The sequence below is a fragment of the Lysinibacillus sphaericus genome, assembly GCF_000600105.1.
Lineage (GTDB): Bacteria > Bacillota > Bacilli > Bacillales_A > Planococcaceae > Lysinibacillus > Lysinibacillus sphaericus.
The window spans coordinates 619068-645607 of the sequence record NZ_CP006837.1; the positions used below are offsets into that span (position 1 = coordinate 619068).

14 protein-coding genes and 1 pseudogene are annotated in these 26540 nt (G+C 37.2%); 9 read left to right on the forward strand and 6 right to left on the reverse strand.

Annotation, left to right across the window (positions count from 1 at the left end):
- The first annotated feature begins 560 nt into the window (after positions 1 to 560).
- Positions 561 to 5330: an endonuclease gene (locus T479_RS02875; protein ID WP_025218600.1), complete on the forward strand. Its 4770-nt coding sequence runs from the start codon at positions 561 to 563 to the stop codon at positions 5328 to 5330.
- Between the two features lie 205 nt (positions 5331 to 5535).
- Positions 5536 to 5949, forward strand: a complete 414-nt coding sequence (locus T479_RS02880) for a hypothetical protein (RefSeq protein WP_025218601.1) — start codon at positions 5536 to 5538, stop codon at positions 5947 to 5949.
- A gap of 577 nt (positions 5950 to 6526) precedes the next feature.
- On the opposite strand, the gene T479_RS02890 is transcribed toward T479_RS02880, so the two are convergent.
- Positions 6527 to 6805 carry a hypothetical protein gene (locus T479_RS02890; protein WP_144340670.1) on the reverse strand — a complete coding sequence of 93 codons (279 nt, stop codon included), beginning with the start codon at positions 6803 to 6805 and terminating at the stop codon, positions 6527 to 6529.
- Positions 6762 to 6974 carry a response regulator gene (locus T479_RS23635; protein WP_025218604.1) on the reverse strand — a complete coding sequence of 71 codons (213 nt, stop codon included), beginning with the start codon at positions 6972 to 6974 and terminating at the stop codon, positions 6762 to 6764. Before T479_RS23635 ends, T479_RS02890 begins: the two co-directional genes overlap by 44 nt.
- A 204-nt stretch (positions 6975 to 7178) precedes the next feature.
- Between T479_RS23635 and T479_RS02900 the strand changes: the two genes are divergently transcribed.
- The 3 genes and pseudogenes from T479_RS02900 to T479_RS24005 all read left to right on the forward strand — a co-directional run bounded on the left by T479_RS02900 (position 7179) and on the right by T479_RS24005 (position 10320).
- Positions 7179 to 7832, forward strand: a complete 654-nt coding sequence (locus T479_RS02900) for a helix-turn-helix transcriptional regulator (protein ID WP_025218605.1) — start codon at positions 7179 to 7181, stop codon at positions 7830 to 7832.
- Between the two features lie 53 nt (positions 7833 to 7885).
- Positions 7886 to 9241: an MATE family efflux transporter gene (locus T479_RS02905; RefSeq protein ID WP_025218606.1), complete on the forward strand. Its 1356-nt coding sequence runs from the start codon at positions 7886 to 7888 to the stop codon at positions 9239 to 9241.
- 80 nt (positions 9242 to 9321) lie between these two features.
- Positions 9322 to 10320 (forward strand): annotated as a pseudogene (locus T479_RS24005) (acyltransferase family protein).
- A gap of 196 nt (positions 10321 to 10516) precedes the next feature.
- Here T479_RS24005 and T479_RS02920 read toward each other — a convergent pair.
- Both T479_RS02920 and T479_RS02925 read right to left on the reverse strand, forming a co-directional pair.
- Positions 10517 to 11698 (reverse strand): alginate O-acetyltransferase AlgX-related protein, encoded by a 1182-nt coding sequence (locus T479_RS02920; RefSeq protein ID WP_025218609.1) that lies wholly within the window; start codon positions 11696 to 11698, stop codon positions 10517 to 10519.
- 10 nt (positions 11699 to 11708) lie between these two features.
- Positions 11709 to 13133 (reverse strand): MBOAT family O-acyltransferase, encoded by a 1425-nt coding sequence (locus T479_RS02925; RefSeq protein ID WP_024362433.1) that lies wholly within the window; start codon positions 13131 to 13133, stop codon positions 11709 to 11711.
- A gap of 580 nt (positions 13134 to 13713) precedes the next feature.
- On the opposite strand from T479_RS02925, the gene T479_RS02930 reads away from it, so the two are divergent.
- The 3 genes from T479_RS02930 to T479_RS24270 all read left to right on the forward strand — a co-directional run bounded on the left by T479_RS02930 (position 13714) and on the right by T479_RS24270 (position 20611).
- Positions 13714 to 16767 carry an S-layer homology domain-containing protein gene (locus tag T479_RS02930; protein WP_025218610.1) on the forward strand — a complete coding sequence of 1018 codons (3054 nt, stop codon included), beginning with the start codon at positions 13714 to 13716 and terminating at the stop codon, positions 16765 to 16767.
- Between the two features lie 242 nt (positions 16768 to 17009).
- Entirely contained in the window at positions 17010 to 18503 is a 1494-nt protein-coding gene (locus tag T479_RS22710) for an S-layer homology domain-containing protein (RefSeq protein WP_025218611.1), read from the forward strand.
- A 212-nt stretch (positions 18504 to 18715) separates the two neighbouring features.
- Entirely contained in the window at positions 18716 to 20611 is a 1896-nt protein-coding gene (locus T479_RS24270) for a glycosyltransferase (protein WP_038509405.1), read from the forward strand.
- Between the two features lie 104 nt (positions 20612 to 20715).
- Here the strand turns inward: T479_RS24270 and T479_RS02945 are convergent, their stop codons facing one another.
- Both T479_RS02945 and T479_RS02950 read right to left on the reverse strand, forming a co-directional pair.
- The gene (locus tag T479_RS02945) at positions 20716 to 21972 is read right to left on the reverse strand and encodes an efflux RND transporter periplasmic adaptor subunit (protein ID WP_025218613.1); all 1257 of its coding nucleotides are present in this window, start codon (positions 21970 to 21972) and stop codon (positions 20716 to 20718) included.
- Positions 21969 to 22646, reverse strand: a complete 678-nt coding sequence (locus tag T479_RS02950) for a hypothetical protein (protein ID WP_025218614.1) — start codon at positions 22644 to 22646, stop codon at positions 21969 to 21971. The genes T479_RS02945 and T479_RS02950 overlap by 4 nt, the downstream gene beginning before the upstream one ends.
- 375 nt (positions 22647 to 23021) lie before the next feature.
- On the opposite strand from T479_RS02950, the gene T479_RS02955 reads away from it, so the two are divergent.
- The gene (locus tag T479_RS02955) at positions 23022 to 26504 is read left to right on the forward strand and encodes a hypothetical protein (RefSeq protein WP_025218615.1); all 3483 of its coding nucleotides are present in this window, start codon (positions 23022 to 23024) and stop codon (positions 26502 to 26504) included.
- Positions 26505 to 26540: the final 36 nt, after the last annotated feature.

The following is a 26540-nucleotide window of genomic DNA, read 5'->3' on the forward strand; positions in this document are numbered from 1 at the left end:
TTTATTCTTTTGCAGTAAACAATAAATAGAGGCGTGTACTAGTTGTTGGTAGCAGAGGCGGTGACTCCTGCGGGAACGCACACAGCGTAAGACGCAACGAACCGCGCGTTAGCGAGGGTTGCGGCTTACGTGTGTGCCCGCGGAAAGCACCACCATAGCGAACAACAACGGTATAGCAAAAAAGTGTTAGATTGACCCCCAATCAATCTAACGCTTTTCCTACGATTATCTATAGCTAACCTCTGTGAGGAGTAACCATGAAAAAGTACTAATTGTTTAGAAAAAGTGAAGTTTCGGTTAACAATTGTACTATTTTGTTGTGTGCTTAGATTCTTGAAAAATGCTATAATTTAACAGTTACTATATAGTAATTCAATAGTGCATTAACAGTTATATGGTTTCATATATATATACTGGGGAAATAAGTTTTACTACTATTGATGGCACGCTTGATGCGTCTGGTGTAGGTACAAACCGACAGCCGAGATAGAGAGATGGTAGACCTTCTTCGGTTAAGAAGAAGGTTTTTATGAAGCAAATACTTAAAGAGGAGCTAACTGATGATGTCTAAAAAGAAATGGAACAAGTCATTTAATGCTTTACTTGCAACGACATTAGTTGCAAGTGTATCGATGCCAGTAATGCCTAGTCAAGCTGTTGCGGCTGAATTAGCTACTGATTTAATTATCTCTGAGTATATTGAAGGGTCCGGTAATAATAAGGCGATTGAACTTTACAATGGAACGGGTTCAACGATTGATTTAAGCCAATACAAGCTTGAACTTTATACAAATGGTAGTACAACACCAACGAACAAACAGACGTTAAGTGGCACTTTAGCACATAATGAGACAATCATTCTCTATAATTCTAGTGCAGTGGCAGCGATCAAAGAGAAAGGTGGACTTGCTTCAGCTGTTACCGCGTTTAATGGTAATGATGCGATTGTTTTAAAGAAAGGTGAAGAGGTAGTAGATTCTTTTGGTCAAATGGGGTTTGATCCAGGCAAGTCGTGGAATGACAATGGGGTGTCTACTGTTGATACAACATTGGTTAGAAAGAGTTCCATTACGTCTGGCGATAAAAATCCAAGTGACACCTTTGACCCTTCATTAGAATGGCAACCTTATCCAATCGATACATTCGAACATTTAGGCAGTCATGCAATGGATGGAGGTGAGGTTGGACCTATTATAAAGGCAGAAGCCGTAACAGCTTCCACACCTTCTGGAACGGTTGCGTCAGGCACTGCCATTACATTATCTTCTGCCACTGCTGGTGCAACGATTTATTATACAACGGATGGAACAGAGCCAACATTGCAAAGTGCTAGTTATACGCAACCAATCGTTATTGATAAAACAATGACGATTAAAGCGATAGCAGTTGCACAGGGGCTGGAAAATAGTGATGTGCAAACTTTTAATTATACCGTTATTGGACAAGCAGATGTTCAGTCAATCGCGGATGCAAGAACACAAGCGAATGGTACAACAGTAACAATCAAAGGTATTGTGGCAGGGAAGTTGAAAAATACCATCTCTGTACAAGATGGAACAGGTGGTATCGCTGTACGTCCGACGAGCCTAAATGTAGAAATTGGCGATGAAGTAACGCTAAAAGGGAAGCTTGCGGACTATAGAGGGTTACTGCAATTAGACGGAGCTCAAATTATCGACAAAGTGGCAGGTGTTGGTGCACCAACTGCAAAAGTAGTAACCGGTGCCGAGGTAGCAGAAGCAAATGAATCACAACTTGTTACGATAAAAAATGTTGCGCTGACGAATGTGCAAACAGGAAGTGGCTGGGCAAACTACACAGCTAGTGATGGTAGCAATTTCTTAGTACGCGATGAAACAAATACGCTAGGCTTAACGGTCGGCACAACATATGAATCAATTACGGGCATTGTCCAACAATTCGATCAGGATTACCAAGTGATACCACGTTCTGTAAACGATATTGTTGTGGATAGCGCAGCATTAAAACCAGCGATTGCGTCTCCAAGTAGTGGTACATTTATTAATCAAACAACGGTCACTTTATCAACATCGACAGCTAATGGGGAAATCTATTACACAGTAGATGGTACGAATCCTACTATATCAGGTATTAAATACGAAAAACCAATCGATATTACGCAAAACACAACATTAAAAACGGTTGTCAAAGCAAGTGATGGCACGTTTAGTGAAGTGATGACCTATGACTATGTTATTACAGATGCGCTGCAAATTCATGATATTCAAGGGGAAGGCCATAGCTCTCCATTTGCTGGCAAAACCGTTGATGGCATTCAAGGAATTGTGACATATTCATTTTCTTTAAATGGTAGTTATTATTATACAATTCAAACACCTGATGAGTTGGCGGATGATAATCCGAATACATCGGAAGGAATCTTACTTTATAGCGGAAAGAATGCTTGGCCGATTCAAGTAGGAAATTTAGTATCGGTAACAGGTAAAGTAGATGAATATGCGTATGATGGCTATAGTGATGCGAACCAAACTGATTTAAAAACGACGCAAATCAATGTACGAAATGATCAAGGGGGCAAAGTACAAGTACTTAATGCCAGTGTAGCATTACCAAAAGCCATTCAAATTGATAAATTAAAAATGTCATTTAGCCAAATTGATAGTGACAATCTTCAAGTTTTCAACCCAACAATTGATGCTATTGATTTTTGGGAAAGTATTGAAGCGATGCGAGTGGAGGTGGGCAATGTCAAAGCTGTTGCTCCACAGGAACATGGCGATTTAGTAACGGTTCTTGAAAGTGAACCAACAAACACGCTGCATGGTGGGGTCTTGTATGAGGAAGGAAAAACAAACCCAAATCGTATCCAATTTAGATTGGAACCGAACGGAACAGCTCGTGATTTCGAAGTTGCCACAGGCGATAAGTTTAGCGGACCGATTACGGGTATTGTGGGCTACTCTTATCAAAACTTCAAAATTTACGTGCCATTAGATAACATGAAGCAAGCCCATGTAAAGGGGTCGGCAACACCTGAGACAACTAAAATAGTCAAAGCAGAGGATAAGCTAACAATTGCCTCGTATAATTTAGAAAACTTCTCGAATAACAAAACATCCACATCGGATGATAAGGCGCGAAAATTAGCACGTGCCATTGGTACTGATATGCAAACGCCAGACATTGTAGGGGTCACGGAAGTACAAGATAATAACGGCGAGTCGGCTGGTGATGCCAAGGCAGATCAAAGTTATCAACGCTTAATTGATGCCATTAAAGCTGAAAGTGGTATTGATTATAAGTATGTCAATATTGACCCTGTGAATAATGCAGATGGTGGTGCACCGAACGCAAATATTCGTGTTGGTTTCTTATACAATCCAGCAAGGGTGAACTTGAAAGAAGGAATCCAAGCAGGGGATGCGACTACTGCGGTTAGTTATCAAAACGGTCAATTAACGCTGAACCCAGGGCGAATTGACCCAATGAATGAGGCATTTAATAATAGCCGAAAACCGTTAGCTGCACAATTTGAGTTCCAAGGTGAAGATGTCATTGTGATTGCTAATCACTGGAATTCTAAATCGGGTGACACACCATTATTCGGAGCAGCACAACCACCGCAATATAAAAGTGAAGTGCAGCGCCAAAAAATCGCCAATATTGTGTATAACTTTGTTGCGGATGTTAAAACCAAAAATCCAGATGCAAATATTGTATCGTTAGGTGATTTTAACGATTACCAATTTGCCAAAGCGCTTAAAATTCATGAAGGTGAATGGATGACCAATATGATCAATAAAGCCGATTCTTCTGACCGTTATACGTATTTGTATCAAGGAAATTCGCAAGTATTAGATCATATTTTAGTTTCCAATAATCTTCAAGAAAAAACGATAATTGATATTCTTCATATTAATGCAGACTTTACAGATATGGCAGGCCGCGCAAGTGACCATGACCCTGTCATGGTGCAACTGGATTTAAAACAAGGTCCTACAGTAGAACCGATTCAACCTGAAATCACATATAACTATGAGAACTTTAAGAAAAATATCTTAGTTATTACAAAACCGAGTGTAGCATTACATTTAGATGCAGCGTCGTATATTACGAAGGGCGTGCACTTAAAAGGGAAGTATGTCGAGCTTCACGGTGAAGGCTTTAACAAGACAGATGTGATTATTACGCCAAATCATCCAGAGTCCATTGTCGACTTAAAGGGCAATACGTTTAAAAAGATTACAATTGAAGGCAAAAATGTAAGTGAAATTAGAGGCGCAGAAAATATTGACTTACAGTTGATTGAATTGAAGAAGGGTGCATCGTTAGAAAACATTAAATTTACAAATTCTAAGGGGCAACCGATTGTCTACCCTCCTGTCCCTGCTGAAAACAAGCAACCAATTATCAAAAAGCCTTTTACAAATCGGACAGTAGCTGTAGGAACGGACATTACCATTGATTTAACAGAACATTTCGCTGATCCTGATAATGACGAATTGACATTTACCGCTACAAAAGGTTCGATAAAGGGCAAACGCTTAACGTTAACTTTAGAAGCGGGTAGTCATATTGTGGGTGTCACGGCATCTGATGGTACAAAAAGTGTTACGGCCAATTTTAGTGTTACTGTAACGGCTAACGACTACTATACTGCTGCCTATAACAAAGAGGGGCAAGCACTTAAAAAGGCGCTGCACGATATTATTGCAAACCAAAAAGTATTATCCTATGATGCTGCATGGGATGCTTTGAGATACACAGATGAAGATCCGAATAATACAAATAATGTCCTGTTATTTTATTCTGGTAAATCTAGTCCAAAAACAAACAACGGCGGCAATGTGGGCAACTGGAACCGAGAGCATACGTGGGCAAAATCACATGGGAATTTCGGCACAAGTCAAGGACCAGGAACTGATATCCATCATTTACGCCCTACCGATGTGCAAGTAAATAGCGCGAGAGGAAATTTAGACTTTGACAATGGCGGTAGTCCAGTCGCTGGCTGTAACGGTTGTTTGAAAGACGCCGATTCCTTCGAACCACCGAATCGTGTCAAAGGGGACGTTGCACGCATTCTGTTTTATATGGCAACGCGTTATGAGCTAGGCGATAAAGTAGACCTTGAATTAAATGACAAAGTTAACAATGGAACGGCTCCGTATCACGGTAAACTTTCGGTTCTTTTACAATGGCATCTACAAGACCCAGTAGATGACTATGAAAAACGACGAAACGAAAGAATCTACGAAATCCAAGGGAACCGCAATCCATTTATCGACCATCCAGAATGGGTAGAAACGATTTATGGCAACAAACCAGCGGTGCAGATGGTGAATTAGCAAAATGCAAAAACCAGCCAGTTTTCAGCGGTAAATCGCTGAAAACTGGCTGGTTTTATTATGGATTGGCGACAAGCAATTGATTTCAAACGAGCTTGAAAGTGAATACATAATACAAAATATAGTGGCGAAAGTCATGGGTATGTATTCCATTTATGATAAAATATATTACAACACTCTATAGGAGTTAATAGAGGGGTGAAAAATGGATACATCAAAAAATACTTTCATTATAGTAGCGGTTGCAAATAGTGCAATTGCATGTATAAGTCAATTTCTTGGTTCAATGTTAGACGAAAGGTTTGATTCGTTAGTTCAATTTTTAGCTTTTCCTTTCGTTATAATTCTTCTGAATGTGGTGTTAGGATTTAAATTTAGAATGAGGTTTTATCAATATTCACTGTTCGCATATTTAGGATTATACGTATCTATCTTTGTCTGGGGCACTATTGTTTTGGTGGAAAGCACAAAAAAAGAATTGCCTCCGGGCGAGATTGTATTAGGTGCAGATCTGATATTTATTATAGTTGTGACAATAGTCCAGTCGATTATTTTCCTTCTATTTAATTTAATTGCTTTTGTAATTTATAAAATGGTTTTTTCAAAATTAAGGATGTGAAATAGAATGGTTAAAAACAAAGCAATCGCTGCTGTCATTACAATTATTATTTGCATCTTTATTATTCCATTATTTATTACTTCTACATACAGTATTGCTAATGGTATTTATGGTACTGCATTTACGGCACCTTCTATGCTTGTAGCTTTGGGAGTTTCCTTACTTATTGAGAAACATAGTAAAAATAAACATATAGTATTGATGTATATTAAACATCTCCTTTGTGCTTTAATTTTTTCGCTGTTATTTACACTCCTTAATTTTGATATAAACACGTATAAAGATACTTTTTATATTAGTTCTTTATTGGGGAGCATTTATATTATAATATTTGTCACATTTGATTATTTGTTGAATAAGTATAGGATTGTATAGAATTTTAAATTTGTAACGTTCCTTTTTACGCACATGTTCCCGTAGAAAAACACCTCCAATTGAAGTGTAGGTATCTAAACCTTATTTCAATCAAAGGTGCTTTTTTATTGTCTATTCTATTGGTGTCAGTTCCGTCGTCGCTGTAAATGAAAGGGAACGGTTCTATTTAATGTGCTACTACTAATTTCTTTAAATAGCTTCGTCAGATAATGAAGAAGCTTCCTATAAATAACAGTAAAAATATACTGATGCCCATTGCCGTCATTTCATAAAATGACGATGATATCATATTGCGCATGGAGAACATTACACAAACTAATAGAATGCTAGCAAAGGTGAAGGGGATAAAAACTAGCATAGCTAATTCCTTTGTCACTACAGAACGTACTTCTTTTACAGAAAGACCAATTTTTCGAATGCCTGTATATTTTGCTTTTTCACCTTCCACTGATGTTTGTAAGTAGAAGTAAAGAATGCTCATAGATAGTAACCATCAAAGGCAAAACAAGGTGCGGTTGAAATGCTTGAAAATGATCGAGCACTTTGTCAAAGTCTCTTGTAATAACGCTTTGATAGCCGTATTTATCTAGTTGATGTTTCAATGTTTGAGCAATATCCATGTCATCTTCCGCAATTGATATTTTATACATTTTATACCTCTCTTATAGCTAGAAGCTTTCTTCTATTTTTATCACTAAATGATTGCAATATACCTGAAAGGAAGTCAATTCCTATTCTATACGCAAATAATTTACTATAAAGCAAAAATACGATTTTTCACTTGTAGCCACTTTGTGTACTGAAGATTTTAGTCCATACTAAATATAGAAGTGACAGAAGGGGGGAGCTGTAGGATGATTCGTAATCGTCAAATGGAGATATTGCTACATTTGTTGAAGGTGAAAAAGACAACGCATGAGGCGCTGGCGCGTCAGTTTGAAGTAAGTGTAAAAACGATTCAGCGGGATATTGATAAGTTATCGATGATGGGTGTTCCAGTTACTTGTAAGCAGGGGCATAGGGGTGGCGTGTATATTGAAGAGCATTATAAATTATCTAATAGCTTCTTTAATGATGAAGATTTGCAAGTTTTAACATTTGCGTTATCTGTTTATGATAGTTTGTCAATGCAAATGCATAAGGAGCGTATATTAAAGAAACTGGCACTCATTTCTCCAGAATTGATTTATCTGTATGAACAAGATGCCAAAGATTATTTTATCGTTGATCTTTTCGATAATAAGGTCGATATGACAGAAGCAGTCTATCAACGGATAAACCATTGTCTTGACGAGGAATACTATCTTCGTGTCGTTATTGGTGAGAAACAAATGGACGTTGCACCCATTAGTTATGTTTTAAAAGCGGATGGGTTATATTTATATGCTTTTGAAAGGGAGTATGTATTAATAAAGATTGCTTCAATTACTTATTCGCATATAACGAATATTGAGTTTGAACGAAATTTTACTCCGTACCAACAAAATCACACAATTATTTTCAAATAAGACATTAGGTGTCTTATTTGACATGATATTGTTTGTGTTGGAGGGGATGCTAGATGAAGTCCAATAACTTCGACAACTATTCAATCAGTAAATTAATTGCAACGTTCTCACTTCCTGCAATCTTGTCCTTAATTCTTGAAATGATGACTTCCGTAGTGGATACGTCTTTTGCAGGGCATATAGGTAGCCAAAGTGAAAGTGCCTTATCTGCCATGGGCTTATTATCGCCGATTCTTGCTGCTTTTGTAGCACTGCAGACGCTCTTTGCCACGTCAACGGCAATCATGATTTCAAAGTATTTAGGTAGTGGCGATCAACTTCAATTAAATAAGTATTTTCAGAGTGGGTTTGTGATGACGTGTGTTGTTAGCTTTGTTACATCTGGCACTACATGGATTTTGATGGAGCCACTTTTAACTATGTTGGGTGCTAAAGGTGAAGTATGGAAGCTTGCCAAAGATTATTTAACTATTATTCTACTTAGTAATATTTTGAGTGCTATTGGTTATACATTGACGAGCGTTATTCGAGCATTTGGTTATCCAAAAGTAGAGGCAATTATTATTACCATTGCAGTGGTGATTAATATTGTGTGCAATGCTATTTTAACTTTCGGTTTTCAATTAGGCGTTGTTGGTATTGCTTTAGGCACTTTCATTAGTGAGTTAGTATGCGCTATTATTTCCATTGTTTATTTGGTGAAACGTCATATCTGGTTTTTAGCGAGCAAGGTATCTTTAGGAGAACATGGATGGCTGTCCTTTCAACTGTTGAAAATTGGTTTTGCCCAAACGGCCATACAATTATTAGCCGGTGTTTCTGCATTTATAGTAAACCATCAGCTCATATCAATAGGAAGCCATAGTCAAATAGCGATTTGGAATATAGCCAACAAGATGTATATGCTTGTATTAATGCCGATTATTGGTATCACGCAGGCAGTTCAAACAATTCTTGCTTATTTTGAGGGTAAGGGAGAATTATTGAAAAAAAATAAAACTGTAAAAAAGACAATGTTGTATGCGATTATTTATGGTATTGGTATTACTGTAGCCATGTATATGTTCAGTAATGTGATTTTGTATTTGTTTACTTCTGATGAAACGATGTTAACATCAACACAACATGTGATAAAGGTCATTTTTCTAACATTTCCGCTATTGGGTATTACCTATACAATTATGACTGTATTGCAAGTTACAGGTAAAGAAATTTATGCCGTAATCCTTGGTCTAATCAGACAGGTTATCGTAATTGTGCCGCTCGTTCTGCTTTTACCGACTTTTTTTCGTAAAGAAAATTTGTTCGATATTAGTCCTGCTTTCTCCATATTTTTGTCAATTCCACTTGCTGATATTGCGACACTTAGCATCGCTATTGTATTTTGTAGAAAAATACTACAAAAATAGCTACCAACTAGTGCCATTGCATTATCTGATAAACTATGACATGCTTAATAGAGAGAGTATAGTACTAGGAGAATGTTGTAGTGATTAAAGAGTGGGATTTCCTACGTGTAGTGGCATGCCTATCCATTTTACTATTACATACATCATCCTGGGTAATTTTGGAGGTTGGTGTAGAACCCGAGCAACAGGTTTATCTGTTTTTGCGGATTGCGCTTTGCTATGCAACGCCGACGTTTATTGTGTTATCGATTATCATATTGTCAAACCGTTATCGTGAACGGCTACCAATTTATTTTTGGTCGAGTCGTCTTCAATATATTTTAGTGCCTTTTTTAGTGTGGGCTTTTGTCGATGCATTATTGGTGGAGTCAATTTATCGTAAAGGTTTGTTATGGGACAAGTAATTCTATAATGTAGTTTATGGAGAGTTTGTGGGCTGGTTTGTTGTAGTTATTTTCCAGTTATATGTAGTATTTGCGTTGATGAAGCGTTTTAAATGGTCGATTACGTGGTTTTTACCGCTCAGTGTGCTGATTACGCTAGTACATCATGCGGTCATTGCCTTGCCTTATCCAATTTTTGAGGACCATGTGAACGTGTTACGCTTGCTGTTTACAGGATGGCTTGGTTATTTTGCAGTTGCCTATGCGATGGGAGTCTCATATGAGAGACTAGCTGCATTGGCGAAGAAGTACCGAGGTGCAACAGTTGTTTTCGTTGTACTTGCTGTACTGTTTTTGACGATTCGTATGTTACTTGGCTATACTGAGGTGCATTCGAGGCGTCTCGATATAGTCCCACTTGTCTTTAGTGTTGTGCTTTGTGTTATTGCTTGGGGGCAGTCATTGCCAGCTACGAAGTTGGTTCGTATTATTAGTCAATATGCGTTTATGATTTACCTTATCCATTGGGAAGTGCTACGTCTATCGACAAGCTGGTTTGTGACACATTTTGATAGCACATTGACGCGTGTTTCCATGCTTATGCTGTGGACACTTGTTGTTTGCATTGGGCTGACGAAACTATTGTCATTCCTACCGTTTAGTCAATGGATTGTGGGAAAGTTGAAAAAACGTTAAAAAGCAGTGATCTCTAACTAGATAGAAATCACTGCTTTTGTAATTGTTTTGCGAATCGCGGGTAAATCGAAGTAAATCGCGGGTAAACCGGAGCGAATCGCGGGTAAATCAGAGTAAACCGCGGGTAAACCGTAACGAACCGCGGGTAACCCTAAGTAAACCGCGGGTACCTCGTTATCACGTGATTGACCGATAGTTACTCGGGCATCAGTTTTAAATTGCGATCATTATAGGCAAGAATGACATAGTCCGGTTGCATGTTTTGTAAGTAAGGAATAATATCTTTCTCTAAATAACGTAAGTCTAAAATGGTCACAGTTTTAAAGTGACTTGCTACATGAAATTGAATGGTGTTAAAGTATGAATCTTTAATGACGACGAGATGTTTGTCGCTGTCATAGTTTTGCTTGACGATTGTAAGTTCGGCAAAGTCGCGGCTGTAGGCATCCGCATAGTTCACTATGGCGTCAGGACTCATCTGTTTCGCCCGACCGTACACTGCGTCGTACGGTGCAGTGACGCCACCTTCAATTGTACCGTCGTAGATTGTAAACTGTGTTGCAAACGATGCAGGTTCGTTATAGCAAATTTGTTCATTATTCTCGACGGTCATATAGAGTATTTTATTCCATGAGCCGGCGAACTTATTTGGTAAACAAAATGTATTGGCTTCATCAAAAGGAATGGTTGCTATTGTTTCGCCCAGTCGTTTGTTTAGTGTATGGATAAGCGCTTCGTAGCCTGAATAGGCACCGCGAATTGTCCAGTGATGATCTGTTTTAAAGAAGTTGCGCTCGGCAGAAAAGTTTTCTTGCATTTCATCATAGAGTCGAATATTGTCTACGCCTGCAGCGGTAACAAGTTCGTGCAGTTTTACATTGTTTGCAATACCAGCATCTTCTGGCATATAGCGTGGGCTTGGCTCACGTGAATAAGTCGCCTTTGCTGGTAGGGAGTAAAATGTAAATGGTATATGCTTTTCAGCTAGACCTTTGCTTAAGCGTTGTAAATCAGAGGCAAAAGCAGCCAGCTCTTCATCAGGTTTTACTGCGGCCGGCTTCGAAATAATCCAGCCTGTTTTATTATCAACAGCGTACTTATCATTTAAATACGTTTTGCCCACAACACGTTGAAAGTTTACATAATTGCGCATCCATGTATCACGTGCAGGAAACTGGTCAGAAATATACGACTCTACTTGCTTGGACCATGTCCCTGTTAAAATTTCCTTAGCGCTTGGCGTAATGTTGGCAGATTCTAATGGCCGGTTTTCCATTTCTGATTGCGGCCGATCCACCGTTAATACATGCACGACGAAGCCACCGAAAATAATGCAAAAAAATGTAATTGGTAATAGATACGTTTGAATTTTTCGCATGATGTCCCACCTAAAATCTAAAGTAAATGAATGGATTATGTGTTGCGTTTACTAAAAACATCGTAATAAATAACAAAAGTGCACCATAGTAAACGGTTTGTGTAATGCGCAGACCCCAGTCAAATGATAGGGAAGCGGCTGCCTTTTGTTCACTCCATGTTTGGTAAAGCTTATAAATCGGCATGGCAAAAATAATAGCGATGACAAAGTAAAGAGCATAATCTTTTGTCAGTAAAATCGTTTCATAATTGTACAGTGCGGCATCGGAAAGCCCAAACATTGTTTTGATAAATGAAAATGCATATGTAAAATCATTTGCTCTAAAGAACACCCAGCCAATCATTACGATCATTAATATATACATATGTCGGACGATACGTGGAATGCGTGCCAACCATTTCAACAGCACCCATTTTTCCAAGCAAATTAAGATACCGTAGTAAAAGCCCCATGCCATAAAGGTCCAACTTGCCCCGTGCCAAAAACCAGTAAGTGTCCACACAACAAGTAAGTTACGATATAGTTTCCATTCATGGCTAACACGACTACCACCAAGTGGGAAGTAGACATAATCTCTAAACCAACTGCTAAGTGAGATATGCCAGCGTCGCCAAAAGTCTGTAACAGATTGTGCTATATATGGATAGTTAAAGTTTTCTTCAAATTTAAAGCCGAAAATTCGTGCTAACCCAATTGCCATATCACTATAGCCTGAGAAGTCAAAATAAATTTGCAGGGAGTACGCTAAAATCCCAATCCAGGCAGTCCCCGTTGTTAAATCCCCACCTGATAAGCTAAAGACATGATCGGCAACTTCGCCCATCGGATTGGCTATCAGTACTTTTTTCGCCAGCCCTTGTACAAAGCGACGCGACCCAATCATCCAATCTTCTGCTGTCGCAATACGTTTCTTAATTTGTTCAGCTACCGTTTGATAACGAACGATAGGGCCTGCAACGAGTTGCGGAAATAATGTAATGAAAAGTGATAAATCTAAAAAATTGCGCTGTGCCTTTACGTCCTTACGATAGACGTCGATTACATAACTAAGTGCTTGGAACGTGTAAAATGAAATCCCGATTGGCAGCGGTACAGCCTGCCATTCAATAGGTTGCGACAAATAATTATTGACAATATCCACGAAAAAGCCAGCATATTTGTAATAGCCTAAGATGGCTAAGTTGCTAACAATGACTAACCAAAGCAATGTTTTGCGCTTGGACTGGGAAGCGGTGTTTTCAATAACGATACCGAGCACATAATTGAGTACGATGGACAGCATCATGAGAAGCACATATTTCGGCTCACCCCAAGCGTAAAAGAACAAACTTGCCAACAGTAAAATCGTATTGCGTAGCATCTTCGGAGAAATGAAGTACACAACAATCACTAATGGCAAAAAGACATATAAAAAAATAAGACTACTAAATACCATTTCTGTCAATTCCCCATCTCTGTAAAAAATAAAACTTCGTGAATCGCTGACTAGCAGTATGAAATGCCACAAAGCTTGAGCAAAACGCCACAAACTCCGAACAAAACGCCACAAAACCCGAGATAATCGCCACAAAACCGAGTTTTACCACTATTAGAAGTCTAGTAATACCCATTTACTTTAATAGCTATCGCTAGATTCTGGTTTCCATAAAATATTAATCCATTTTTCCAAGGGAATTAATGAATAAATTACCTATATTATTGTAACTTAAATTCACGATTTGTTCACTATTCCTTTAAGTGAGATATTTGGCTTACTTAAAAATTATTGGAAGGGAAAAAGTCTCAATATCTATGGGTAAAATGGTATATTTTTCGAACAAAAGAAACGTTAGTATGCCAAAATTCGGATGGAAAACAAGTTATAAATAAACTAATAAATGTATTTATAACCAATGAAGATAAACTATTACCACATCCTTCATTCCAAATATTGCACATAGAAATGTATGTTCTACTTCTTTTATAATAGAAACGTAGTCACAAAAGTGGCTAATTTATCTAGGAGGTTTTTGCACATGAAACAAAAATATAGTAAATGGGTTGTCGGCGCAGCATCAGCAGCTCTAGTAGCATCAGCAATCGTACCAGTAGCTAGCGCAGCAAGCTTTTCTGATATTGAAAATAGTGATCACAAGGACGCAATCTTAGCATTAGCGGACGCTAAAATCGTAGGAGGTTACACTGACGGTACATTCAAACCAAATGCAGTAGTAACACGCGGTAACGTAACAAAATTCTTAGGTAAATGGTTAGTATCTGAAGGTTATGAAGTGCCAGCTGACTATGCAACAAAAGCTCGTTTCACTGACCTACCAACTACAGCTCCAGACCAAGAATTACTACAATATGCAGCACTTGTTAAAGATGCTGGCGTATTCAAAGGTTCTAACGACCAATTAATGTACACTAAAAACATGTCTCGTGAACAAATGGCAGTAGTATTAGTACGTGCTATCAACACTGTTTACGGTGTAGACTTAGTTGCAGATTACAAAGAATCTGACTTCAAATCTACAATCACTGACTTAGATAACGCTACAGCTAACGAAAACCGTGAAGCAATTATCGCGTTAGAATATGCTGGTCTTACAAACGTTAAAGCGTTCAACCCTAAAAACACTTTAACTCGTGGTCAATTCGCATCATTCTTAAACCGTACAATCACGAACATTGCAGAAGCTCCTTTAACTGTAAAAGAAGCTAAAGTTGTTGACGCAACTACATTAGAAGTAACTCTTTCTGATGATACAAAACATACTGTAAAATTAGAAACTGCACTTCCAGAAAACAAAGAAACTAAAGTAGACTTCGAAATCGAAGGCAAAGCTTATTCAGCTGTAGTTACATATGAAGTAGCTGAAGTTAAATTAGAATCTGTAAAAGCTGTTAACGCTAAAACAATCGAAGTAAAATTCAACAAAGCAGTAGAAGATACTTCTAAAGCTACAATTGAATTATTACGCGGTACATTCAAGCAAAACGTAACTCTTACTTGGGCTGCTGACAAAAAATCAGTTCAATTAGTAGGCGCTACAAACTTCCAAGCTGCAGATTACACTGTAAACATCTCTGGTTTAACTGAAAAAGTATTAACAAGCGATGTTAAAATCGAAGCTCAAAAAGTTACTTCTATCGAAATCTTAGACGAAGTAGCAGTAGTTGATACAGCTATCCAATCTAACGGTACTTTCGCTGCAGGTACAACTGCAACTGTTGGTTACGTAGTGAAAGACCAATACGGTACAGATATTACAAAAACAACTTCTTTAAAAACAAATGATACTGCTAACACAACTGTTGTAGCTGATGCTGCTAAAGGTGTAGTTAAATTATCAGGCGCTGTTGTAGAAGGTAAAAAAATCGGCGATTTAGTACCAGTTGTATTATTTGATACTGCTACAGGTACTTCAGTTTCTAAAACTGTGAAATTATCTGCTGAATCTACAGTTTCTTCTATTGAAGTAGCGGGTGTTTACAACGCTAAAGGTGAAGAAGTAGTTTTAAATGATAACTCTAAAGCTTCTGAAGCATTCATCGTATTAAACCTTAAAGACCAATACGGTAAAGAAATTACAGATGCTGCTAAAGCAAGTGGTTTAGTAATTACAAACACTAACACTACAAACTTAACAATCGATAACAAAGTAACAAAAGTAAAAATTGGCGAAAAAGATAAATTAGTAGTTGCTTTATCATCAATCTTAAAAGCTGGTGATACTGATGTATTATTAATTTCAACAACTAACGGCCAATCTGCAAAATACACTGTGAAAGTGGCAGAAACTACTACAACTAACGCAATCTCTGTTTCTCAACCAGAAATCGCAGTTGCTAACGAAGCTACATTAATTCCTTTAACAGTTACTGATAAAGAAGGCAATGTTATCACTAACAAAAAAATCTTAGCTGATGCTAACAAAGGTATTAAAGTTGGCGGCACACCAGTTGCTGAATCTGCTCTTGAAGTAAAAGACGGTCAAGTATACTACAAAACAACATTTGGAGCAGCTGGAACACAAGCATTAGTATTCCAAACTTCAACATTCAAAGTTGCTACTATCACTGTAGATGTTAAAGCTGCAGCAGTACCAACTGTAGTTCGCGGACTTAAAAACCCATTAGTAATTTCAACTGCTCAAGCACCAGTGACAATTACTGCAAAAGATCACTTAATCATTGAAGACCAATACGGTCGTGAAATGAAAAACTCTGCAGCTCCTGTAACAGTTACATTAGTTGGTACTTCTGATGTAGTATCAGTAAGTGCAAACCAAGTTACACCACTTAAAAATGGTACTGCAACATTAAACGTTGCTCTAGTAACGCCAAATGGCACAATTGATTCTGCTGTAGAAGTAAAAGTACAAGTAACTGATGGTACAGAATACAAAGGTTACGAAATTGCTGAAATCGGTAAAACAAAAGTAGCAACTGACAAAAAAATCACTGTTAACGGTTTATTAAACGGTGGTAAAGTTGCACTTGAGCCAAACGAATATACAGCAACAGTAACTGGCGGTAAATTAACTGCGCCACAAGCTGTAACTGCAGGTAAAGTAAATATCGCTGACACAGCTTTAAACACTGATACAACTCCAGCAGCAAACAAAATTGATACAGAATTCACTTTAAAAGTAACAATTAATGCAACTGGTGAAGTATTAGAACAAAAATTCGTTGTTTCAGCTGACGCTGAAAAAACACAAGATTTCTTCTTTACAGCATCAACAGTATCAGTAGATTTAGCTGATTACAACGTAGCGAAAGCTATTACAGAAGCTACATTAGCATCTGGTGCAACTGTAGCAAACTTAAAAACTACAGGAGATGCTCCAGTAGTAGTAAACGTTGCAACTGTTGACCAATATGGTAACAAAGAAATCAAAGCACTTGCAGCAGAAACAGTTACAATTGTACCTGAAAAAGTTACTGATGTAACAATTGCTGGTAACGGTACTGCAGCTGCAACAGCTACATTAAAAGCTGGCGTTACAGAAGCTAAAGTAACTTTAAAAATTAAAGTTGGTAACGCAACAAAAGAACTTAAAGCAACAATTGTAACTCCTTAATAAAACGAAGTGTTACTTTATACACTAGTTTACTAGTGTTATAACTAGCCTTGTGATTAGATGAAATCTTTTGATTCATCCTAGTCACAAGGCTTTTTTAATGGAAAAAACAGCGGGTATGAATACATTTGACTTTGCTACAATGCTATAAACTACATAACTATAGAAGAATATGAAACTTTTAGTATTATTTCCACGTGTTATCATAGTATGATAGGGAAAAGACGTAGGGGGTCGAGTGAATGAAACGAAATAAATTATTTCAAGGTGCAATCGTTGCGGCTTTAGCTACAAGTGCCATTGTAGTAGTGCCGACAGCGCACGCAGTTGAAGGATTTAGCGATGTGGATATGACGAAAGAATATGGAACTGCGGTGAAAGATTTAGCTACCCGCGGGATTATTAATGGTTATGCAGATGGTACATTTAAGCCGTTTGCAGATGTCACACGTGGACAAGTAGCCAAAATTTTAGCAAATTTATTGGCTTTAGATACGCAAAATGTAATAGACCCTCAATTTACCGATGTTAAGCAAAGTGATGAATACTACGGCGCAATTGCGGCATTAGCAAATGAGGGAATTGCGACAGGCTTTGCCAATGGTAGCTTTGGTGTCAATCAAGCCATCACACGTGAGCAATTAGCGAGCATGTTAACATCTGCTTTCCAATTAAGTAATAATACTGAAGATTGGACACTGCCGTTTACGGATATTGTAAAATACTCTGATGCGTATTATGCAGTAGGTCCATTGTTTGAACACAATATTACAAAGGGTATTACACCTACAACATTCGGTTTAAAAGAAACAGTCAAACGTTCACAACTTGCATTATTTATTCATCGTATAGAGGCGATACAAGCAAATCGCGTTGTCCAAAGTTTCACTGCGCGTGATTTTGGAGCTACTCAATTGGAAGCCTATTCTTATGATAATATAGCGGCTGATGGGGAGCACGAATTTTTCAAAATTCATCAAACAACGAATGGTTTGACGGTAGAGGCATTGCGTGAAGGATCTGGCCACTTTATGTTAGTAAGCTACAATATTGATAAAGAAGAAAACTATGAGATTATTGACACGCAAAAATATAAAGTGGTCGTTACAGAAGTGGATGGCAAGCTTCAACTTGATTGCCAACAAACAGATGAAATTACACCGGGTTCAGCATTACTTTTCGAAGAGGATTTAGGCTTTAATCCGTCTCATATTCAGCTAACAACTGCAAATGGTCATGAAGTAAGTGACAAAGTCTACGTCTATCAACCATTCAATTTTGATGGTTGGGAGCCAGAAAGCATTCCAAAAGGCGGCAATTATGAATTGAAGTTATTGCAGGCAGGTGACTACATTGCAACATTGTCGGATGATAAAGGACAATCTGTACGTGTAGGTATTCATGCTGAAACAGATGGTTATGAAATGTATACTTCAGCAGCAGTTGAAGTCAGCAGTGTTTTCATTCCGAAGAGTGAAATAGGCTTTACTGTGAAAGATGTTCACGTAGAGCAATTTACAGGAGCATTGTATGATCACAAAATTGTTGATGTGGAAAATGCTGCTGATGGTGTAACAGTTAAAAAAGTTGGCAAAGGTGAAACCATTTTTGCCATTCGCCTAAACGGTACGAATGGTGAAAAGCTATTTGTCCAAGGAATGATGTATGAAGTAAGTGGAATAACGACGATGTATTACGAATTAGCGACACAACAAGATATGGAAAATGCGTGGTAATTCACCGATAGAACATCGTGATACGAAAAAGTGAAATTGACAATTGTCAATTTCACTTTTTTCATTAGTTGAAGTATATATTAACGGTTTGTCACAAATTAAATGCATGATGAATAATGATAGTACGATGAAGTTCCTACTTGGCTCTAAATTGAAGACATAGATGGTATGTTGTATGATTTCCTGAAAATATCCAAATGAAGGAGAACTGTATGAAACCTCGTATATTAATTGCTAGTCCTGTACGACAAAAACCTTTAATTTTAGATTATTTTTTGTTTTCACTTCAGTCGTTAAACAAAGACGAGCATAAAGTGGATTTTTTATTTATTGATGATAATGATGACCAACAATCAACGGAACTTTTAACGTTATTTCAATCACAAAATGAAGGTGTAAAAATTATTAAAAATAACCAGCAAAATGAACTTTATAGGAAGGATGAACACACACATTATTGGACCGACTCGCTAATTGAAAAAGTAGGGAAAATGAAAGATAGGATTATTGAACATGCAATTCAATTACAATATGATGGTTTGCTACTGATAGATTCTGATTTAATGTTGTATCCGAATACACTTCAAAACTTATGGAATGCGCAAAAAGACATTATCTCTAATATTTTCTGGACTGAGTGGAACAAAAATGAAGTAGCACTACCTCAAGTGTGGATGATGGATGAATATACATTATACGAGATTAATAATGGCGAAAAATTAGAACCAATCGATATTGCCAATAGAACGTCCGCTTTTATCAATAAATTAAAAGTACCAGGCATCTATGAAGTAGGGGGGCTAGGTGCTTGCACATTAATAAGTAGAAAAGCACTTTTAAAGGGTGTTCGTTTTAAACAGCTAAAAAATTTATCGTTTTGGGGAGAAGATCGACATTTTTGCATAAGGGCTTCCGCTTTGGAATTACCGTTATTTGTTGATACTCGTTTGCCTGCTTTTCATATTTATCGAGAGTCAGACCTACTAGGTGCGGAAAAATTTAAAAATGAAATCATCATTGGAAAAAAGCAACAAGCGACTGTTAGCTTATGTATGATTGTCAAAAATGAAGAACAAGTTTTAGCGCGTTGTTTATCTTCTGTTCAAGGACTTGTGGATGAAATAATTATTGTAGATACTGGCTCCTCCGATAAAACGAAAGAAATTGCCAAGCAATACACAAGTCTTATTTATGATTTTGAATGGATAGATGACTTTTCACAAGCTCGCAATTTTTCATTTAGCAAAGCCACCAAGGATTATATTTTATGGTTAGATGCAGATGATATTATAGAAGAGAGGGAAAGAATACATTTTCTAAACTTACTAGAAGAACTAACGAATAAAGAAGTGGATAGTGTGATGATGGATTATCATTTAGCCTTTGATGAGAATGGCAATCCAACATATAGCCTTAAAAGAAATAGAGTAGTAAAACGTTCTTGCGATTTTAAATGGGTTGGGGCAGTACATGAATATTTAGCTGTCCAAGGGAATGTTATACAGCGTAATATAGCCATTACACATCGTAAAGAAAAAGCCTATACAGACCGTAATTTGAAAATTTATAAGCGCAGGGAAGCGCAACAAGAGCAATTTACGGCACGGGATTTGTTTTATTATGGAAATGAATTAAAAGATCATGCATTGTACAAAGAAGCCATTGATAAATATCAACAATTTTTAGCGACAAAACAAGGGTGGATTGAGGATGAAATTGCAGCTTGTATAAAAATAGCAGATTGTTATGAAATGCTGAATGATGCTGATAGACAGTTGCATTTTTTATTAAAAACTTTCGCTTATAGCACGCCTCGCCCAGAATGTTGTTGTCGTTTAGGTGCAAAATTTTTGGCAGATTCACAATACGAACAAGCTATTTATTGGTATGAACAAGCAATCAGTATGAAGAACAAACCAAAACAGGGGAATTTAATTGAACATATCGCTTGGACATGGCTACCATATATTCAATTAGCTGTTTGTTACGACCGTCTGGGACAATATGACATAGCGAATAATTACAATGAACAAGCATTACAATACGATCCAACAAATAAACTTATATTAGATAATCAGCAATATTTTAAAAACAGATTAAAGGATTAAAACGATGGAGTAGAAATGTAACAAGGCACTCCTATAGCGGACATAACGATATAGCAAAAAAGTGTTAGATTGACCTGCGTCAATCTAACACTTTTCCATTTAGTTTAGAAAATTATATATTTGACGTAGTCTTTCCAGCCAATTTCTTTAAAGTGTTGCCACTCAATTTTTTTCACGGGCATTGAGCAGAAAGTGCGTGCTAAAATATTACGTTTTTCATTAGCTAAAATAGGCGTACCAACATCTATATAGCTTGTGAATATCGTTGAATCTTTCGTTGAAAAAGCAACTTCAATATCTTCAAGACGAATTTTTCCATCCTCGTCAATTATATAGACGCTCTTAGCACCTTTTACTGATTTAACCCAAGAAGAATTCACTTTATAAGCATCAAAAGCTTCATTCACTACGATTGCAGCCTGACCAACTGTTGAAAACGGAATATTTTCTAACATATCGTCTTGTTGTAGCATTACTTCATAATTAGTAGGCTTCGGTAGTTTCGCTGATTTTGCTAATTCTTTTGCCCATATAGCGTCATGATTTGTAGCAATCATTGATTTTTCAAGTACGATACCTGATAGGTCATCTTTGAAATGCTGTAGTTCAAAGTCGACCCTTTGCCCAGCCGCAACCTGTTGCCATTCTTCTTCAGATAAGTAGACAAGCATTGCTTTTTCTGTTGAATAAATTTCAAATGTTACTGTACCAGCTTCGTCTGTGACGTTGGCAATAACACCATCAACAGGGCTTACTACTCCTTGGCGTGCTTGAATTTGGGCAATTTGAGCATCCATTACGGCAATTTGACGTGTAGCTTCTGCAATATGGCGATTTAAAATAGCTACAGCTGTAGATGGAGTATTTTGTTGACCTAACTCCAATTTTACTGTGACATTTAATTTATCACTAATTTGATCTGTATTAATCGAACTTTTTGGATTATCTGTACCTCCAAAATCTGATTCTATTTGTGACAAGGCGGATTGCAAGTCACTTAATTCAGTTTCATAAGCGTCCCGTTCAGCCTCAAGCTTCGTTAACTCATCGTCAACTTGCTCTGTTTTATAGGTAGCGAGTAAATCGCTTGCTTGAATGTGCTGACCACGCTTTACATTTACTGCTGATAAACTTTTCGCATCTGCAGAAACTGTATATGTTTCGGCTGGTGCAACTATTGCATCTTTTTTCACCGTTTCTACACGGTCACCGACAGTAGCTCGTTGAAATTCATCAACAAAATAGGAACGCGCTACTTTGCTATTATCCTTGAATACGTAGAAGGCATTTAAGCCAACTAAAATCGCCATCACGATCATACTAAGGCATGTCCAAGGTCTGGATTTTATAAAACGCATCATCCTAGCCCCCTTGTAATCCATTCTTGAAGTGGTAGTACGCTAATCATCCCAACAAAAACGGCCATTATTACTTGTAGTATGATAATTTTTGCTAACAGCGCTTTGCGATCTGCTGCTTCCTCCCATTTAGAAAGGAAAGTAAAGTGCACAATAATCGTCAGTACAGTAGTAACTGTTAGCTGATTAATAATGAATAACACAACATCTTTATCTATCACTTGCTGTACCACAGGGGCAAGTGATAAGAAGGAGAAGGTTGTAGAGTAGCCTACTGCGTAAAACACTGCAAATAAAATGGTCTTTTCAATAAGTATAAATGCCATTACAAACAGTTGTACTTTTTGAATCCATTTGTAAGGTATGTCCGTTAATAGATGTAATATATATGTAACGCCATAATAGTGGAAGCAAAAATAAATGATTCCCCAAACAATGGCTCCGACCATTGATAGCAAACGGGCTGTATAATATTCATCTTGCTGGTTCGTTGCAAATAATGTTGTTAAACTTTCAGTGCCTAATCCCCAAAACTCACGTATTGCAAAAAGGAGCATGAAGAGAAAGAAAATCGTAAAGGAACGCTTTTTATAGCCTCTTATTTCTCCTGTTTCCAAAGCTTGTGTAAAGTTCAGGGGATGCGTTAAGCTATGCCAAAACTTGTAGTGATAAAACATATCTAGCTCCCTTTCTAATAAATTAAATATTAAAGATGTAGTATACACCTAGTTACTGGTAAATGACATAGTATAAATGCTAGTTTTTTTAAGGAATTCTCTCAATAAGGTGGGACTTTAATTAGGCTTAATTTTAAACGTCCGATGCGGGATAAATGCGTCTATCACAATTATATAGTATTCTAACAATAACTTCCTTTAAAAAGTCTATTCTATCTAAAAATAGCAATTATCTGTAAGTTAGTAAAGGTTGTTTGTGAGTTTACAACAATAGCTTGAAATCAAGTTATTATCACCGATACTAAAGATAGTAGATTCGCAATATATGATACATATCGATTTTCCTATATAACGTAAAAAGAAAGGATGAGCAAGTTGAAGAAACCTTTAAAAGTGGGCGTCTTAACGAGCCTTTTATTAACACCAGCAGCCCTTGCTAATATACAAGAAGCACAAGCGCAAACTGTAGTACAAGCTGAACAAGTAGCTTATGTCAACGCTGTAGCAACAACGGAAACTAGAAATAAAACGATTGAACAATTCGGCAAGCTTTCTGAAACATCCACAGCGAATGAGATGGTTATTGCAGACGGCGATGTTAAAGTTTTAAGCACGACTGATTTTAATGATAATGAACGAGCTTTTATTAAAGCGAAATATGAGTATGTAGTGGCACAAAGAGGATTCGTCAAAAAATTAAATGAACTAGGTAAAAGTATTAATGCAATTACTTATACAAGTAGAACATTTGTTGACGATGTTGCCGCTGTGCAAGCAGAGTATACTGCATTTTTAGGTTCAACTTCAGCAGCCAATTCCTATCTGGCTGTTCAAAATAATTTTAATGTAGCTGTCAATACAGCATTAGCCAATGATGCCAAAGACATTGTCTCGTCTGTTCGCGGTACATCACTTCAATACGGCTATGACGACACGGAACGTAACAATTATTTTAAAAAGAACGGTGCAGATATCGCCAAGCTTGTAAAAATGAATGATGATGCAAATGCAGTAGACATCACGATTATTAACTTAGAAGATTTAATTTCTAAAATAGAGTCATCTTCGAGCTCTAGTGATATTGCTACAGCAGCCGCTGAAATAACAACAAGCTATAATGCTCTAACTGCTGACCAAAAGAAAATTGTTACAGCGTATAATCCAAATAACACAACAGTTACGCCATTTAAAAAATATACCGATGTACTAGTCAATTTATCTTCTGCAGATAAGATTGTTGCAAGTATTACGCAGCTAACTACGAAAAAACCAGAAGATTTTACTTCAGCTACAAGTTTTATCAGTACTGTAGCAGCAATTGAAGCATCTTATAACAATTTAAAGGACGCAGAGACAAAACGTTTAGTTTCCAATTATGGCGATTTAAAACCTTTCCAAGAGGCGGCCAACGTGTCCAAGCAAATTACAGCATTACGTATTTCTAATACGGACGCGTATCGTATAGCAGTAAAGGCGGCAAGAGCGGAATATGATAAGCTTTCTAATAAAGAATTTGTAAAAAATGCGGAAGATTTACAATTAGCTGAATCTAATATTGCGGCTGCAGAAGTCATTGAGTCATTGATTTCTGAAATTGCGGCTGCGCCAGATAAAATCTCTAAAATAGAAGAAGCACGTTTAGCCTATAATACGCCTGTAGCACCTGCTGGACAAAAAATTGACGCGGCAAGTGTGAAAAAAATCGTGAAAAACTTGTCTGAGTTAACAACGTGGGAGAGCTCTCATAAAGCAGTTTTAAATGTTATTACGTTAGTTGAAAAACTAAATCCAACGGCGAAGGACTATACAAAAAGAGCAAAGGCTGCTAACACGGCTTACTTAAAGTTAGATCCGACCAAACGCGAGTATGTTAAAAGCTATAAAAACTTAAAAAATCAAGTGGACGCTATGAATCTTATTGATCCTATTATGGGGTTAAATACGTCACGCAAAGATTATAAAGACACGGTTGTTAATTTACTTGCAGAATATAATAAACTGTCGCCAGAAGCGCAAGCATTAGTGACGAACTACACAGCGTTGTTAACAGCAAACAACTATATCACCACTGCTCAACAGTTTGATGATAGAGTCAATGCATTAGCCAATGAACCAGATGCCACATTTGTTGCAAAAGTAGTGGCATTATCTGCTGAATATAAAGCGATGGACAAAAATGCCAAAAGATTAGTAACGCAATATAAAACATTAACAACGTATGAGAAAAATAATGCCAACGTTGTGAAGGTTATTAATTTAATTTCTGCCTTAAACCCAGCCAATAAAGACTATACGAAAAAGGTAATTGCAGCACGTAAAGCTTACAATGCATTAGATGCAGCATCTCAAAAGCGCGTGACCAATTATGAACAGTTAACAGCTGTCGAAGATGTAGCATCATTAATCGGGTTAATTGAAACGTTAAAGCCTACAAGTAAGACGTTTTTAAACGATTTAAAAACTGCACGTGCCAATTATGATGCACTACCACCAGACAAACAACAGAAAATCATTAACTATGAAAAGCTGGTGACAGCGGAAACGGAGCTTACTTCCGCAAGTACAGTGATTGCATTAATAGATGCGGCAGTTCCAGAAGCAGAGGATTATTTAACTAAGCTAATGAATGCACGTGTTGCTTACGATAAACTACCAACTGGACAGAAAAAGCTTGTTTCAAATATCAAGACATTAACGGATCGTGAAAGACAAGTGAAGCCAATTTTGAGTGTCATGGTGCAAATCGATACGTTAGACCCAAGTGCCAATAATTTTGTTAGCAAGGTCAATGCAGCACGAAAAGCGTATGATAAATTGACAAAAGAACAAAAGGCGTTTGTCAACAATATGGCAACATTACAAAGCTATGAACCATTAGCTAACGTAATCGAATTAATCAGTAAGTTAAAAGCATCGAGCAAGACATTCCAAGAAGATACTGTACATGCGCGTGCATTGTATGAAGCACTCAGCAAAGAAATGCAGCAGTATGTGACGAATTACAAGTTGTTGCAAGCTGCGGAAACAAGCATATTAGGTGCTGGCAATGTCCAACGCATGATTGATGAGTTGCCAAATACTGAACCACAACAATATGTCAAACGTATTGAGGAAATTCGTGCAGCTTATAATGCATTGCCGAAAGATCAACAATTGGCAGTAGCGAATTATAGAACACTACAAGACCAAGAAAAATTGATTAAGCCAGTTATTAGTGTTATCAATGAGATTGATAAATTGATGACATCTAAAAATATGGATAGTCAATATCAAAAGATTTTGAAAGCCTATGATAATTTAACGGCTACACAACGTAAATACGTCTATAATGAGCAAGTGCTTCTTTCTTTAGATAATGTAATTAACGTTTACAAGAGTATTGCAGCTTTAAAACCGAGCGATAAAATGTATTTTGGGATGATTGAGTCCGTTCGTAAAGACTACGATAGCCTTAATACAGCCGATAAACAAAGAGTATCGAATTATTCGATTTTACTAGAAGCAGAGAAAAACATGAGTGAAGTAAAAAAAGTGGTGGAAATCATCGCTAGTCTTTCTCCAACATCAAGTACGTATATCCAAGATGTTGAAAATGCAGTAGCTGCGTATAAGGCGCTAGACTCCAAAGTAAGAGGACAAGTGATCAACTACGATAAGCTAAAAGGTGCAGAAAAAGATATAGCAGCAGTATTAAAAGTAGTCAATGCGATTGGAGAACTAGATCCCGATTCAAAAACTTTTGAAAAGAAAGTGATTGCTGCACAAAAACTATATAGCTCACTAACGTTGGAGCAACAAGATTTAGTTTACAACTATCGCATTTTACAAGAGCATGCAAAGACATTAGGATTGGACTAATGGATGAAGAGAGGGATGGGGTCCCTCTTTTCGTTA

Excerpts from the sequence above, each read along its gene's own strand:
- T479_RS02875 (WP_025218600.1), top strand. The coding sequence starts at position 561 with ATGATGTCTAAAAAGAAATGGAACAAGTCATTTAATGCTTTACTTGCA.
- T479_RS02880 (WP_025218601.1), top strand. The coding sequence starts at position 5,536 with ATGGATACATCAAAAAATACTTTCATTATAGTAGCGGTTGCAAATAGT.
- T479_RS02890 (WP_144340670.1), bottom strand. The coding sequence starts at position 6,805 with ATGAGCATTCTTTACTTCTACTTACAAACATCAGTGGAAGGTGAAAAA.
- T479_RS23635 (WP_025218604.1), bottom strand. The coding sequence starts at position 6,974 with ATGTATAAAATATCAATTGCGGAAGATGACATGGATATTGCTCAAACA.
- T479_RS02900 (WP_025218605.1), top strand. The coding sequence starts at position 7,179 with ATGATTCGTAATCGTCAAATGGAGATATTGCTACATTTGTTGAAGGTG.
- T479_RS02905 (WP_025218606.1), top strand. The coding sequence starts at position 7,886 with ATGAAGTCCAATAACTTCGACAACTATTCAATCAGTAAATTAATTGCA.
- T479_RS02920 (WP_025218609.1), bottom strand. The coding sequence starts at position 11,698 with ATGCGAAAAATTCAAACGTATCTATTACCAATTACATTTTTTTGCATT.
- T479_RS02925 (WP_024362433.1), bottom strand. The coding sequence starts at position 13,133 with ATGGTATTTAGTAGTCTTATTTTTTTATATGTCTTTTTGCCATTAGTG.
- T479_RS02930 (WP_025218610.1), top strand. The coding sequence starts at position 13,714 with ATGAAACAAAAATATAGTAAATGGGTTGTCGGCGCAGCATCAGCAGCT.
- T479_RS22710 (WP_025218611.1), top strand. The coding sequence starts at position 17,010 with ATGAAACGAAATAAATTATTTCAAGGTGCAATCGTTGCGGCTTTAGCT.
- T479_RS24270 (WP_038509405.1), top strand. The coding sequence starts at position 18,716 with ATGAAACCTCGTATATTAATTGCTAGTCCTGTACGACAAAAACCTTTA.
- T479_RS02945 (WP_025218613.1), bottom strand. The coding sequence starts at position 21,972 with ATGATGCGTTTTATAAAATCCAGACCTTGGACATGCCTTAGTATGATC.
- T479_RS02950 (WP_025218614.1), bottom strand. The coding sequence starts at position 22,646 with ATGTTTTATCACTACAAGTTTTGGCATAGCTTAACGCATCCCCTGAAC.